This window comes from Apibacter sp. ESL0404 (genome assembly GCF_019469245.1).
Taxonomy (GTDB): domain Bacteria; phylum Bacteroidota; class Bacteroidia; order Flavobacteriales; family Weeksellaceae; genus Apibacter.
Genome location: NZ_CP048267.1, coordinates 474,851 through 489,876 on the forward strand (window position 1 = coordinate 474,851; position 15,026 = coordinate 489,876).

Annotated in this window: 14 protein-coding genes, 1 tRNA gene and 1 pseudogene; 7 read left to right on the forward strand and 9 right to left on the reverse strand. The window is 32.5% G+C overall.

What is annotated here, in order from left to right:
* Positions 1 to 46 precede the first annotated feature (46 nt).
* From GYM72_RS01970 to GYM72_RS01985, 4 genes are read right to left on the reverse strand one after another with little or no spacing between them, the layout of a single operon-like run.
* Entirely contained in the window at positions 47 to 964 is a 918-nt protein-coding gene (locus tag GYM72_RS01970) for a hypothetical protein (protein ID WP_220233974.1), read from the reverse strand.
* Complete coding sequence (locus GYM72_RS01975; protein ID WP_220264524.1) at positions 954 to 2,204, reverse strand: polysaccharide deacetylase family protein; 1,251 nt, start codon at positions 2,202 to 2,204, stop codon at positions 954 to 956. Before GYM72_RS01975 ends, GYM72_RS01970 begins: the two co-directional genes overlap by 11 nt.
* 15 nt (positions 2,205 to 2,219) lie before the next feature.
* Positions 2,220 to 2,897, reverse strand: a complete 678-nt coding sequence (gene radC, locus GYM72_RS01980) for a DNA repair protein RadC (protein WP_160566578.1) — start codon at positions 2,895 to 2,897, stop codon at positions 2,220 to 2,222.
* Positions 2,898 to 2,908: 11 nt separating this feature from the next.
* Positions 2,909 to 3,418, reverse strand: coding sequence for a hypothetical protein (locus GYM72_RS01985; RefSeq protein ID WP_220264525.1), 510 nt, complete (start codon positions 3,416 to 3,418; stop codon positions 2,909 to 2,911).
* 191 nt (positions 3,419 to 3,609) lie between these two features.
* Here GYM72_RS01985 and GYM72_RS01990 point away from each other — a divergent pair.
* The 7 genes and pseudogenes from GYM72_RS01990 (at position 3,610) to GYM72_RS02020 (ending at position 9,604) form a co-directional block, all read left to right on the forward strand.
* Positions 3,610 to 3,683: transfer RNA gene (locus tag GYM72_RS01990), tRNA-Asn, on the forward strand.
* Between the two features lie 740 nt (positions 3,684 to 4,423).
* Positions 4,424 to 4,729 (forward strand): type VI secretion system tube protein TssD, encoded by a 306-nt coding sequence (gene tssD / locus GYM72_RS09970; protein ID WP_220233977.1) that lies wholly within the window; start codon positions 4,424 to 4,426, stop codon positions 4,727 to 4,729.
* 33 nt (positions 4,730 to 4,762) lie between these two features.
* Positions 4,763 to 5,452, forward strand: a pseudogene (locus tag GYM72_RS02000) (DUF2931 family protein); the annotation flags it as partial.
* A 35-nt stretch (positions 5,453 to 5,487) separates the two neighbouring features.
* Positions 5,488 to 6,594 (forward strand): DUF2931 family protein, encoded by a 1,107-nt coding sequence (locus tag GYM72_RS02005; protein ID WP_220264526.1) that lies wholly within the window; start codon positions 5,488 to 5,490, stop codon positions 6,592 to 6,594.
* A 32-nt stretch (positions 6,595 to 6,626) separates the two neighbouring features.
* Complete coding sequence (locus GYM72_RS02010; RefSeq protein ID WP_220264527.1) at positions 6,627 to 7,736, forward strand: DUF2931 family protein; 1,110 nt, start codon at positions 6,627 to 6,629, stop codon at positions 7,734 to 7,736.
* Between the two features lies 1 nt (position 7,737).
* The gene (locus GYM72_RS02015; RefSeq protein WP_220264528.1) at positions 7,738 to 9,378 is read left to right on the forward strand and encodes a phospholipase effector Tle1 domain-containing protein; all 1,641 of its coding nucleotides are present in this window, start codon (positions 7,738 to 7,740) and stop codon (positions 9,376 to 9,378) included.
* Positions 9,356 to 9,604 carry a hypothetical protein gene (locus GYM72_RS02020; RefSeq protein ID WP_220264529.1) on the forward strand — a complete coding sequence of 83 codons (249 nt, stop codon included), beginning with the start codon at positions 9,356 to 9,358 and terminating at the stop codon, positions 9,602 to 9,604. The genes GYM72_RS02015 and GYM72_RS02020 overlap by 23 nt, the downstream gene beginning before the upstream one ends.
* 85 nt (positions 9,605 to 9,689) lie before the next feature.
* Here GYM72_RS02020 and GYM72_RS02025 read toward each other — a convergent pair whose 3' ends face one another.
* From GYM72_RS02025 to GYM72_RS02045, 5 genes are all read right to left on the reverse strand, one after another.
* Positions 9,690 to 9,845: a hypothetical protein gene (locus GYM72_RS02025; protein WP_220264530.1), complete on the reverse strand. Its 156-nt coding sequence runs from the start codon at positions 9,843 to 9,845 to the stop codon at positions 9,690 to 9,692.
* Positions 9,846 to 9,862: 17 nt separating this feature from the next.
* Entirely contained in the window at positions 9,863 to 12,289 is a 2,427-nt protein-coding gene (locus GYM72_RS02030; protein ID WP_220264531.1) for an excinuclease ABC subunit UvrA, read from the reverse strand.
* Positions 12,290 to 12,934: 645 nt separating this feature from the next.
* On the reverse strand, positions 12,935 to 13,114 hold the full coding sequence (locus GYM72_RS02035; RefSeq protein WP_220264532.1) for a hypothetical protein: 180 nt from the start codon (positions 13,112 to 13,114) through the stop codon (positions 12,935 to 12,937).
* Positions 13,115 to 13,164: 50 nt separating this feature from the next.
* Positions 13,165 to 14,370 carry a sigma-70 family RNA polymerase sigma factor gene (locus tag GYM72_RS02040; protein ID WP_220264533.1) on the reverse strand — a complete coding sequence of 402 codons (1,206 nt, stop codon included), beginning with the start codon at positions 14,368 to 14,370 and terminating at the stop codon, positions 13,165 to 13,167.
* Entirely contained in the window at positions 14,360 to 14,716 is a 357-nt protein-coding gene (locus GYM72_RS02045; RefSeq protein ID WP_220264534.1) for a YciI family protein, read from the reverse strand. The genes GYM72_RS02040 and GYM72_RS02045 overlap by 11 nt, the downstream gene beginning before the upstream one ends.
* Positions 14,717 to 15,026: the final 310 nt, after the last annotated feature.

Genomic DNA, 15,026 nt, shown 5'->3' on the forward strand with positions numbered 1-15,026 from the left:
CAACTCTATCAAAAATAGGTTAATGAATACACTAATAAAAGGAAAGTTAACGAGAAGTTTTAAAAATAGTTAAGCTGCTTAAATTATCCATCCATTTTAAATTTTTATATAACACATAATGATTAGTCGCTGCTCCGAAACTTTTATTGAAATAGGCTATTCCCGGTATCATAGAACCTTCAAAATCTAAAATTAATTTTTGATCGGAATAATTTTTAATCAATACGTCTATCAGATAAGCATACGAATTTTTAATCTCTAACTCTTTGTCTCTTACTGACAGTAAATTTATAATCCTTCCTTTGGAAAAAATGAGCCATATATAGACTGTAGGAATATTATCTCTATTATAAAGGGTATATTGTTTTAACACTTTTTGTCGATTTAATTCTTGTAAAAGTGTGTTTAAGATATTGAGCTGTGAGGCTGATAGAATTCTATTGAGCAGATTACTTGGTTTTTCTGATACAATTGATCCCGTATATTTTTCTTCAATTCTGCTATTGGATAATAAATAATTTTTAAGGACCCTTTTTTTGTTTGCATTATAATTAGTTACAAGAGTTGAATATTCACGATCTAAATTCAATATTTGATTATCTCTCTTTACATAGTGGGAAGGTAAATATGGGGTGTTTTCTTCGTTAAAGCAATAGCTTCTTACTTTATATTTTTTTAAGAAAGATATAAAAAGATGGAAGGTTTCAGCGGATATGATTTCTTTATAAAATATGCCTAATTGTTGACAAAAAATAGGTTGAATAACTAATTTAAATCCCCATTTTTTTTGATAGGGGATAGGCATTACAGCTTCATAATCGTTTAATACCAAAATATCATAACCATCGGGAGAAACAATGTTTAAATACCACAGTTCTGCATAAATTCTGTAATTGAGGCATTGATCCAAACATGCGGAATATTTTGTTTTATCAATGGTTTTATGATTGTATCTAAAGATCATAGGCTTTACGAATCAATTTTTCATATACGTTTTTCCACAGCTTCCATTCTCCATGATTAGATAAGCTGTCATTATGGAAAATAGATATAAAAGTTCCGTTTACTTTTTTTACGGCATGCAGTAAATTTAATAGCTTATTTTCAGCTTCCTCAATAGATAATTGCATGTAATTTTTAAGCGTCACATCCATCACGCAGAATGGATAAACTTTTAATTCGGTAACTTGATTATTTTTCAAATCAAACCAATAAAAAGGGGTACAAGTACCTGCTCTGAAACCGATATGATCTTGAAAACCCATGGAAAAATCTGCTTTAATATTTAATCGGATCAGGTTGTTGTAAGTTTCGGGTAAATGAAGTTTTATAAAATGTTGTCTGGAATTAGCAATTTTTTGTTTTACAAGATTTTCCAATGCTAATTTTTCCTTCTTCAAGATTGTGAAATCCTTATTGGAAAAATAGCTGGGATGAAGACCTATAGTAGTATAATCTTGATTATATAATTGTAGTATCAATTCTTGGTAAGCTGAATTTTTAGGGTCATGATTAGTATCCCATTGACTTCCTAATCCAAAAGAAATAAAATAAATGGTAGGTATTTCTAATTTTTGTATATAAGGATAAATGTAATAAGGGTCCGATTTTAATCCTGATAAAACTAAAATTTGTTGTTGAAAATCTTTCCATCGAAAAGTTAAAATATTTTTTCCTAATGCTTTACATTTTTTTAACCAAAATTTATTTTTATATAACCAAGCATGATCTATATCTATGGTATTTATATAGGTAAACTTTCGAGCTTTATAATTGAGTGAAGGAAAGTTTTTTTTTAGTTGACCCAATAGTTTATAAGCAAAGGTATCAATCCATGGAACTAACGGATCAATCTTATTTTTAATTGATGATGCTGTGTATGAGAATCTATGATGAATATCTTTTTGATACGGCAAATATTCTTCATATCTTGAAAGTAAAAAAAAAGCAGTTGCAAAAGGGTCTTTTAAAACTTCCCTTAAGTTTTGTGTTTTAATATCCGTTTCAAATAATAAATTACAAGCCGAATAATGAATTTCGTTTTTTACTATTGAAAATGAATAAGAAAATTTAGGCAAAGTTTCTTTATTGAAGAGAAAAGCGCAATCTGTAAGCCGGAAAGAAATTCCCAAAATTTGTTCGATAATAAAAGTAAAAGTATACTTAATTCTTTCATTGATTTCAGGAACATATATAAGAATCATAGGTAAAGTGGTCTTTCACAGTAAATTTTCATCGGCAAAACTGAAAAAAGAGGTTTGCGTAATAATTAAATGATCCATCAAAGTTATATTTAATAAGTTCCCTGCTTTTTTTATTTCATGGGTAATTTGTATATCAGAATTGCTGGGCTGAATATTTCCTGAAGGATGATTATGGGATATGATTAATGAAACTGCATTAAGTTCTATAGCATGTTTAAATATTAGTCGATTATCAACCATTGTACCGGTTATTCCTCCTTGAGAAATTTTTTCTTTACTTAATATTTTATTGGATCTGCTTAAGTAAATTACCCAAAATTCCTCTATCATCAAATCACCAATAATAGGTTGAAGAATATTATAGGCATCTTTCGAAGAAGAAATTTTTTCTTTTTTTAAGGCTTGCTGTAAGGATTTTCGTCTTCCAATTTCAAGAGAAGTGATAATTTCAATTGCTTTAACTTTACCCACTCCGTTAAATTTGCATAAATCTCGTATGGTTAGCTTTGCCAATTCATTCCAATTATGATTCACAGATGATAAAATTCGTTGAGCAAGGGTAATGCTGCTTTCAGATTTCGAACCACTACCTAAAATTATAGCAAGAAGTTCAGCATCTGATAAGGATTGTTTTCCTCTCAGTAATAATTTTTCTCTGGGTCTTTCTTCTTCAGCCAATGATTTGATGTTCATAGTGAAAATTATTAGATTCCGTCTTGAATATCTTTTTGTAAATACAAAATTGCCGCAGACGAAGGAGAAGCGTCTTCCATCGATTGTTTAATGATTTCCTCTTGAATTTCTTGTATTGAAGAATCTTTCATAGCTTCAATGGTATTTTTTATAAGCAATTGGGTTGCATTCTTTGCCGATAAAATAATCTTCCACGATTTCGGATTTATATAGAGTTGTTGTGCTAAATTGTGTTCGAATTCTGTTTGAATAGTTTCTATTAATGTGAATTCATAAGATTTACTATCATCCGTAGGGGTTACTCGTCGTATTAAAGAAGAAGGGCGTATTCTTTCTAAAAAAAGAGTCATACGTTCATAGGCTTGTAATTTATTCGGTAAAATATTCTCAGAATATTTTAAACGCAATTCAAAACTTCTTCTTTCTCTTTCTGATTGAAAAAAACGGGTTAACATAAACAGAAAACCTCCCATAAAGAGCACTAAAATCAATAAGAATACAAGCAATATAGATATGTCCATAATAAATTATATAAGTTAGACAGAGACAAAAATACTATTTTATATTAGAAAAAGTATCTTATATGAGCTATATATTAAAAAATTAAAATTTTTTTTCATTGATACTTATGTACTTAGATTTTAAGATGAAAAAAAGATTAAAAAATATTTGGAGCATATATAAAATTCTTCTACATTTGCACTCACAAAATTCCTCCTTAGCTCAGTCGGTTAGAGCATCTGACTGTTAATCAGAGGGTCGCTGGTTCGAGCCCAGCAGGAGGAGCTAAAAAAGAGTTACATAATTTGTAACTCTTTTTTTATTCCCTGTACACACAATTTGCTCATAAGGTATTTTTGTTTATATATCTCTTTGTTTTGTAATGTCATTATCTTTATTGTTTTAATATTTCGCCTCATTACTTTACATTTTATTTACTCTTTTTGTTCGGTTAGGGCGCGCGAAATGTAACCCTGAACAGGGGATAACATGTTAATGAAGGATTCTTAGTGGTTATCTGATTTTGCCTTCAGGCAGTCATACAAACCATACCCTGCTGTATTGAAGAACTTGTGAAAAGACATATTAGTTTTGTGTATAAAAAGGGAAAAAGAGGAAAACAGCTTAAATAATCTATATTCAATATTCTTGATTAATTACGCCTAGTTCAATAAATATAAATAAAATCAGAAAAAATGGCTGTTATATATCTTTAACGAATAATAGCTATGTTTTTTGCATTTTGAATCACATCTATTATAGCTGTTTTATCCATTAAAAAAATAATATTTATCTTTGTTTAAATTTTAATTTATTATGAAAAATCACTATTTATTTACTTTTAAAAAATTTAAAGCTATGAGTTCTTTTTAGTTAAATTAGCAATAGGCGGAGATAGCTACACCGTACTAAAGTGCAAGTACAATTTTTGAAAGTACACCGAAAGCATCTTAAACCTTTGGAAAAACATTAAAGCAGAGAAATAGAACTAAGCATAGAAAAACCGGGAAAACCTATTTGTAGGCTTGATTCTTTCTACAGACGGGGACAAAATTAGAAAAATTATCTTCTTCAGTCGGGATGGAATGAGCCGCCTATTGGAAAAAACATTTGAAAAAGTCTACTGCATTAATTTCCGGGATAAATTCAGCTCCGTTGGAACTTCCCCGATACAGGTTAGTATGACCTTGTTAGTACTCAGCCTGAGTTTTAATGGCTTTCTTTCATTAAAAAGAAATAGATGCTTAGTTAAATTTTTTTTATCACACAACCTAAAAACAAAAAAGCGCATGGAAAAAAAGTATATGAAGGAGAAGGTTATATTCTTATAAAAGGAGAAGAACCCCAACAAACCGGAACCGTTTAAAGAAAACTATAGAACAATCAATGTAGGCTTTGCTCCCGGAGGAGTAGCCGTAGTTTGGATAGCAGGCATTGTAAGACAAATTGAAATTGGCAGATACCAGGGAGTAAAAACGGAAATTCCCAAAGAGCAAGTCGAAAAATTAAAAGATGAACCGGTCTATAGTATGCTACGTCCGGAATATCAAGAATCGGTAATAAAAAATCCGGGGATCATTCCCCAAGAAGTGCAAGATGCTAATAAAAACAAGCCCATTCCTTACGGGCTATGGGATACGTACAGGAAAAAATACAATTGGAAAGTAAATTATGAACTACCCAAAGAGGCAGAATTGGATGAGATGACATATGATTTTTATAACGGAGAAGAAATAAATTTATTTGGCGACTATCAAATAAAAAGATATCAAATACCAAAGGAATTGCACTGGAACTATGATGAGGAAAAAGCTATACCTAAACAAATAAGTTTTCGTTGGAAGGAAAAAGTAAAAAAAAACTGTGGAGGGTATATCAAATTTAATGAAGATCAAATATTTAAAGCATTTGAAGAGCTTACACAAGGTAAGGCGAAAGCAGTACCTCTACAAATAACCATACGAATCACCCATACCGGAGATGATGCTTCAGTATGGTTGGAAGGAAACGGAAAAAGCATCGGGTTGTATAAAAGTGAAGTAAAAATATTTTAGAATGGGAAACCATTTATATATATAAATATTTAACAATGAAACTAAAAATAAAAAATCATTATCTGATAGCGCTGCTACAACTTCTTTCTGTGGTGGTAAGCTGTCAGGATAAAAATAAAAAAACTATGAAAGAAGAATTTGAATGGAATGAATCCGTCTCCTGTCCTTTAGGCTATCCGGTAGACGTGTTTATGGGAGGGTTAGAATTAACCGATGGTAGCTTTACCAGTTTATTTTCTGGGTTACATACAGGGTTAGGTGGATGGGGTAGCGAAGGAAGAAGTATGAGCAGTGGAGTAAAGCCGTTGCCCAAACGTCTAAATGTAATATGGATTTCTTTTGCCGAAAAAACCTTTTACCATGTGGATGCCGAATTGGATTACGAAAAAATAGCCGGTCTTTTTAGAAAGGGATATTTAACTCCTTCATATAATAAAGAGCATCCACAACCCTATAAACGGACCTATGAAACGATCAATGTAGGCTTTGCTCCCGGAGGAGTAGCCGTAGTTTGGATAGCAGGCATTGTAAGACAAATTGAAATTGGCAGATACCAGGGAGTAAAAACGGAAATTCCCAAAGAGCAAGTCGAAAAATTAAAAGATGAACCGGTCTATAGTATGCTACGTCCGGAATATCAAGAATCGGTAATAAAAAATCCGGGGATCATTCCCCAAGAAGTGCAAGATGCTAATAAAAACAAGCCCATTCCTTACGAGTTATGGGATACGTACAGGAAAAAATATAATTGGGAATTTAACTTTGATTTTCCGAATTCAGACGAAATAACCAATAGAGTAACCTGTTTTTATTTTAATGGGGAAATGGAAGTTTTATTTGGAGATTATCCGATAAAATTATATCAAATACCGGAAGAGTTGAGATGGAACAAATCAGAAAAAAAAGCAATACCTAAGAAAATGTCATTTACGTGGATAAATAAAGATAAAATCATAAAATCGGGAGAAATAATATTTAATGAAGCCCAGATATTTAAGGCTTTTGAAGAACTAACTCAGGGAAATACGGAAGAAACAATACAATTAACCGTACGAATTATCCATACAGGAGATGATGCCTCGGTATGGTTGGAAGGAAACGGAAAAAGCATCGGATTGTATGAAAGTGAAGTAGATATATAATGGGAAACCATAAATTATATAAATATTTAACGATGAAACTAAAAATAAAAAATCATTATCTGATAGCACTGCTACAACTTCTTTCCGTAGTGGTAAGCTGTCAGGATAAAAATAAAAAAACTATGAAAGAAGAGTTTGATTGGAAGGAATCTGTCTCCTGTCCTTTAGGTTATCCGGTAGACGTATTTATGGGAGGACTTGAATTAACTGATGGAGGATATGCCAGCCTCTTTTCTGGCTTACATACAGGTAGGAAAGGTTGGGGAAGTTTAGGAAGGAGTATGAGTCATGGAAAAAAGCCTTTGCCCAAACGATTAAATGTTATCTGGATCTCATTTGTCGAAAAGACCTTTTATCATGTAGATGCGGAACTGGATTATGAAAAAATAGCCGGTCTTTTTAGAAAGGGGTATTATCTCCCCTCTATAAATAAAGATAAACCCGAACCATTTAAAGAAAATTATTGGACTATCAATGTAGGCTTTGCCCCGGGAGGAGTAGCCGTGGTTTGGGTAGCAGGAGCAGCTCGTCAAATAGAAGTGGGCAGATACCAGGGAGTAAAAACAGAAATACCCAAAGAGCAAGTCGAAAAATTAAAAGACGAACCGATCTACAGCATGCTACGGCCGGAATATCAAGAATCGGTAATAAAAAATCCGGGGATCATCCCTCAAGAAGTGCAAGAGGCCAATAAAAACAAACCCATTCCTTACGGGCTATGGGATACATACAGGAAAAAATATAATTGGAAAATAAATTATGAACTACCCAAAGAGGCAGAATTGGATGAGATGACATATGATTTTTATAACGGAGAAGAAATAAATTTATTTGGAGACTATCAAATAAAAAAATATGAAATCCCGAAGGAATTGCACTGGAACTATGAAGAGGAAAAAGCCATACCTAAACAAATAAGTTTTCGTTGGAAGGAAAAAGTAAAAAAAAACTGTGGAGGATATATCAAATTTAATGAAGATCAAATATTTAAAGCATTTGAAGAGCTTACACAGGATAAGGCGGAAGGGGTACCTCTACAAATAACCATACGAATCACCCATACCGGAGATGATGCTTCAGTATGGTTGGAAGGAAACGGAAAAAGCATCGGGTTGTATAAAAGTGAGGTAAAAATATTTTAAAATGGGAAAAACCTTTGTATTTAACAGTGGAGAGGCCCGATCTGAACCGGGAGAGCTTCAACTAACCTATGGATTGTTTTTTGACGGAACACTTAATAACCGAGAAAATACCCGGATATGGAAAAAAGTGCGAGGGATAGAAGGGTATGGAAATCCCACCGAGGAAGAAATTGAAATATTCGAGCAAAATGCACAAGAAAAAAAATTCTTAAGCAGAAAACGAGTAGATAAAGAAAGCGCCAGCTATTTAAATGATTTTACCAATGTCGCTAGAAAATCCATGAGTTGTGATGAAGAATATACCATTTATGTGGAAGGTATCGGTACCCAAGACAAAAAGGAGGATAAACTATGGGGGTATGCCTTAGGAAGAGGAGAAACGGGAATACAGGGAAAAGTAACCAATGGATGTGAATATTTAGCTAAAAAAATTTATGAAGTCTATAAAAAATATGTTAAAGAGAGTGAAAATATTGTTACCATTATAATTATCGTAGATGCTTTTGGCTTTAGCCGAGGAGCTGCTGCTGCACGGTATTTTGCTTACAATATTCAAAAATTAGCGTATTCAGCGAAAGTAAAAAACGGTAAATATTTGGATCATGAAGGAAAGGAAGTGCCACAAGCTTGGGTAAAAAATGGAAAACTGCCCCAAATGGGTAATTTAGGAACAGCCTTATTAAAAATGGGATTTAGTCATGAACTGATCGACAATACCTTCATTCATTTGCGTTTTTTAGGAATCTACGATACAGTAGTTTCTTACGATCCGGATGCTTTGCTTTTACCGAATTTCAAAAGTAAAATACATAAATTACATTTAGATGAATTAGGAAGACCACAAAAAATCGTTCATTTTACCTCGTTGGACGAGCATCGGGAATATTTTCCACTTACCCGCATTAAGCCGGGGACTAATCGCATAGAACGCAATTTCCCGGGAGTTCACAGTGATATAGGAGGCAGCTATTCCAACTATACCGAAACCGGCAGCGAAAACCTGTTAATCGAAAAAAGGCCAAAATATGAATTGGAAAAGCTGATAGACTATCGAGCAGAATTGATCCAAGGCGGATGGTATACGCCGGAACAATTAAAAATAGAACCCAAAATGGTAACTAAGCACAGCCATTACAGCTTAAAAGGCGAACGGAACCTAAGGAAAGAATACAGCTATATCTTTCTACACCTGATGCGGGAAGAATCAGAACCCTATATGGGGAAGTATTATATGCCCGGCGAAATGGAGAAATACAGTCTTTCGGGAAACAAGACCCTGCAACAGGCCAAAGAATATTTACAGCTTTATACCATGAAATGGAATGAAGACTGGGTATTGAAAAGCGAAAAAGAAGAAGAAGAAGAAAAACTCAATCAAGCCACTTCAACAAAAGAAATCAAGGAGAATCACTTGAATCAAGCAGACAAGAAGATACCAATAGAAGAAAAAACAGAAACTAACCACCAACCAATCGAAAAAGAATTAGAAGAAATATACGTCACCGATTCCGATCGATTGCTAAAGAAAATAAGAAACTACTACTTGCATTGGTCTTCCCGTTGGGGAGAATTGGGCAATACGCCCAATAAAAGCAGAAAAAGAGAATATTATAATGCCGATGGAACCGTTGACACCAATTGAAATAAAAATGCAGCCGGGAAAAACATACTACTACCGACTCACTACAAGTTTTATGGATCAAATGAATCATGGAAAAGGTAAGGAAAAACTTTGGACCAGAAATGTCGGAGTCTTATTTACCGAAAAAACCCGTGAACACTTTCACTTTCAAATTCTGTGTTTTCGCACGGAAGTAAAGTTGGAAAAAGCCATACCGCAATATAATTTGCTTCGGGTTTTTCTTTAAATCACCGTAAAATATACTGATAATTGATTTATGTAATTTTTGCTGAGGTAGAGAATCGCAAATCTTCAGACTATACTTAAATATTTTATTCTTGTAAAACAATGCCACCTTTTCGCAAAATAGCGATTCCTTTAATAATGCCTAGTTGAAAATTCAAGGCGACATCCAGCTCTCTCAATTTATCTGGATTCATATCCACCGATTCTGCATCAATGGTTTCTAATTCTTTTATATTAGCCATAATCAAGTATCCACTTTTCAAATCGTAAGGTATTTTCCGATTAGTGATTTTGGATTTTTCACCAAGTCTTTAGGCGTTCCTTCGGCAATGATTTCACCGCCTTTTAATCCTCCTTCAGGACCAAGCTCCACAATCCAATCACACGATTCAAGAACTTCATGATTATGTTCAACAACAATCACAGAGTTTCCGCTTTTGATTAATTCATCCAACAGTTTTATCAGCTGAGCTGTATCATAAAGGCTTAAACCAGTAGTGGGTTCATCCATGATATACAAGATATGACCTTTTCGTTGCCGTCCTAATTCCTTCGCGAGTTTTAGTCTTTGGGTTTCCCCCCCGCTCATTGTTGAAGTGGGTTGCCCAAGCTTTATATATCCCATACCAATCCGTTCCATTATCTGTAACGGACGAACAATGAAATCATTATCACTAAATAGGGCTATCGCTTCCGAAATCTGCATATCAAGAATTTCTGAAATATTTTTCCCTTTATACATGACAGTTAAAGCTTCGTTGTTATACCTTTTACCTTTACATTTTTCGCATATTGCATACATCTTTAAACTACCTTCAGGAAAAATAGCTTTACGTCCACTACCATGACACTCTCGGCAAGCGCCCTCGGAATTGAAGGAAAAGTGTCCCGCCGTTAAATTTGACCGTTTTGCTTCGGGTTGTTCTGCAAATAATCTGCGTATCTTGTCCCATATTTTGGTAAAAGTAACAGGATTCGAATTTATATTTCTTCCTATTGGTGCCTGCGATACTTCAGCAAAGCCAGAAATATTTTCTGCGCCATCAAGCCTTTCGGCTATTGTTTCGATTAACAGTGATTCTTCTTCAAGATCTACTTCTTCTCCATTGGTATTGTTCTTATTGGCGCCTAAGCGAAAATAACTTTTTAACAAGGGCGTAAGTGTGTTCGATATCAAGGAGCTTTTTCCACTTCCGGAAACGCCCGAAACCCCAATAAGAACGCCTAATGGAAATGCGATTGAAATATCTTTTAAATTGTTGGTTTTGGCGTGTCGAATGACTAAACGAGGAATAGCAGAATCATCGATATTTTGTTTTAACATCCTTACCGGCATTTTTGCTTTGCCGGAAAGATATTGTCCTGTCAATGATTTATCGCATTTTAACAGGCCTGCATAATCACCTTCATAAATCACTTCTCCGCCTTCAATCCCCGCTTTGGGACCAATATCAATAATATGTTCTGCTATTTCTATCGTACTTCTGTCATGTTCCACGACAATAACCGTGTTACCTAAATCTTTAAGCGCTTTTATGGATTGTAAAAGTTCAAGTTTTTCTGATTCATGTAGACCTACTGTGGGTTCATCAAGAATATAGATAAGTGACTCAAGTTTCGATTCCAAATGCGAGTTAAGGAAGAGTCGTTGTATTTCACCGCCACTGAGTGAGGACATTTCTCTATAAAGTGACAAATGACCTAAACGAGAAGCAATTAATGAGTTTGTTTTACCCAAAATATCTTTAAGAAGATTTTTCCCAAATTGCGTTATTTCGTTTAGTTCCAATGCCGATTCAAAAAACGTTTTAGCCTCGTCTAAAGTCATTTTGCCGACTTGACCAATATGTTTATCATTAATTAATATGTTGCGAGCTTCTTCACCAATGCGATATCCATGACATTCTGAGCAAAGGGTTATTTCGTACAGACCATTTAAATATTCGCCTCTTTTGTGTTTAGCTTGCAAAATTCTTGATAAGCAGAAGCTTTGATTTGCACTGTTATTGCTGACATAATGCCCGTTTACCACGTCTTCTTTTATTTCATCCGGTATTTCTAAATAAGGCTGATCCATATAGCCTTTGAAATTCCTTTCCAAGACGCGAAGTATACCCGGAGTTACCCCGATAAAATTAAATAACTCTCGAACGGTGGGATTTTTATTTGCAATAAGCTTTTCCATATTAACGTGATAATATGCGCCTCTGCCAGCGCATTTCATACACATTCCGTTAGGGTTATTATAGGAAAAATAGCCTAATTCAAGGCGCTCTTCCTCATGTCCACACTTAGCGCAGACCTTATCTTGTCCAATAGTTTCGTTGCACTCTGAACATTTAACCTGCCCTTCACTTGAATACAACAGGGCAAGAAGGTTGAATATGTTTGTTTTTGAACCGACTGTTGATCTTGGGTTATTCTGACGTACAACACTTTGCTTAACAGCAATTGTCGGGCCGATACCCTCTATGCTTGCAAATTTTCTCTCATTTTCAAGTCCCGGAAATATTCCTAATGATTGAAGATACCCTTTACGTCCTTCTTCAAACACAATATCAAACATCAGACTAGACTTTCCTGATCCACTTATACCGGTGGCAACGGTTAATTTGTTTTTGGGAATAGTAATATCAACATCTTTAAGATTGTGAATGCGAGCTCCTGTTATTTTTATACTTTTCATCTAATCACACCTTGTCTTTTTAATTAAGAAATTTCAACTAATTTATTTATCGTTAAGAATAAACAATAGCACAAATATAGAGCATCATTTGGTATTAGATAAATAAATATAAAAATATTTTAAAAAATATTAATAATATTATAATTGTAATATTTAATTTAATATAATTTACTATATATTTTATTATTATATCAATTAATTAATGTTGGTTAAAGATTTTTTAAAAGTTATTTTACTATATGTAAAGACTTTAAATATTCAATTACTTTACGAAAATAGGAAATACTCGCACCATAAGGTTTAAGAACTGTTGCGTAAGAGTGCCTGGCTTGTATGTACTAATAGCTGTTTAATTTTTAATGCTCATGCAATTTTTTTCATTATTTTACCGCAAAACTTAATCACACTCGCAATGATTTTCTTTTTTTCTTGCAAAGGTGTTTCATGTGCTATCAAATAAGGAAAAGGGTAATTATAATCTTTTTTATCTATACTGTCCCAGCGATTGATAATTTATATATTTTGAATGAAATTGTTACAGAAAATTCATGTTTATCTTTAGCAATCCGTAAGTTTTTATGTCAGTAAAAGAATAACTCATCTTACTCGATATAGTTGAAGTTTAAAAGCAAAATATAAACAAAGTTAATTTGATTGCATAGATTGGAATAACCATAAATCACTATACTGTGCGGTTGCTTTCATTCCTTCATCAAAATTGGCAATTTGTTTAATCTGTTCAAGGGTTAAGGCGAGTTTTCGACTTTTTGTCGTTGGTATTTCGTGTAATTCCCTATCAAAAGGATAATCATTAGGTTTAATCATGCCCGTTTTATTTTGGAAAATCAATAATCTAATAAATATCTATTTTATTATTAAGGTAAACACTTTAAATATTCTTTTCTTATTTTTTGGTTCATTTTATTACTAAGCATAAGAATTATATCATGTGACTTTTTAGGGTTGGACTCTTTCATTATTATAGCTTTTACTAAAGAAAAGTATAGATGATGATCTGGTAATTGATTTTGAACTTCTGAAAGAATGTTCATGGCTTTATCTTTTTTTCCAATTTTGCTTAAGCAAAATGAGTAATTAAGTCTTAGTATTGGTGATTGCGAGATTTCAAGCATCATTTCATATAAATATGATATTTCAGTCCAATCTTTTAAGCTAAAATCTTTTTTAGACATATACTTGCTGATGATAATTGCTTCAATATAGTATTTATTATTATTTTGGGGTTTTTTAATATGATGGAAAGCCATAGTAAGTAGTTCTTTATTCCATTTGTCTCGATTTTGATTAAAAAAGGAAATTAATTTCCCATTATCAATTTTTGCAGGAATTCTTGATATGTGAAAATATAAGATAGCTAGTAAATTACTGGTTGAAGTATAATTGCATTTATTATATAATAACTTTGTCAAAACAAATGATTCTAAGCATAAATCTTTATTCACAATATTTTCAGTATTTTCACTAAAAGAATCAAAGCCAATATTGAAAACGGCATAAAGGATTTCTTCAACAATTGATATTGTTTTTTGATTAACCGTAAAGGAATTTATTTCGATTTTTTTGCAATTTAAATCAATATTAAGTTTCTTTTTAGTTCGGTTAATGCTTTTATAAATAGCTTCTTGATTAATTAAAGTGGATTCATGAATTTCAAGCATGCTTAACCCAAATATATTTTTGAGTATAAAAATAATTTTAGATTGTGTGGATAAGCTGTTTAACGAAGAGATAAATAGTATTGTTTGTAAACGAAGATCGGTTTCATATGGATCTAATTTTTCATCTTCTGTAAGTTCTATTGAAAAATTATAAACTTCTTTTTGTTTGCGTTTTATTATATTTAGTAAATCATTACGAGCTACCATGAATAGCCAATTTTCTATATTTTTTGGTAAATTATTTTGTTTCTGGATTTTCAGATACTTCAAAAAAGAATTTTGAATAGCATCTTCAATTTCAAAAATATGGGTAGCACCAAATCGAATCACTAATATAGAAAAAAGCTTTCCGTATAATGTTCTGTAATTTATTTTATCTTCAGAAGGTAAATTAGGAATCATAATCTTCCATATTCAAGATGGGACGGATTTCTGTCGTTCCCCCATAATAATGTGTCGGGCACTCTTTAGCTAACTCGATAATAGTTTCTAGATTTTCGCTTTGTAATAAATAATAGCCTCCAATTATTTCTTTGGATTCCAAGTATGGCCCGTCTTTAATAACACAGTCTTTACCCGTAATAAGTACACCTTTTTCATGTAATCCATCCCCTGAAATTAAATTTCCTGTTTTTGCTAATTTTGAAGCCCATTTCATATGAGCATCAGCTAATGACTGCATTTCTTGTTCAGATAATTCTCTTAGTTTTTCATTGTTTTCGTGTAATAATATTAGGAATTGTTTCATTTTAAATGTTTTAATTTAAGATATTTTATTATGCTATTTTTGGACATTTTTTTAAATAAAAATTTTAAATAATTAAAAAACTTACATTCGAAATACTATACAAAGATAAAATAAAATAGGATGTTTAATAAAGGGGATTTGGTTTTAAATAGCTATATAAACTAAACCACCCTTAAGGCTGTTTTAGATGAATTTTCGGATTATATGATTTTATATGAAAGTTATACTAAATTCTTAATGATATTTATTATGTGCTAAATTTTTGTTTGATAATAAGGAAATTTGATAATTGGGAGGATTAATATTGCGT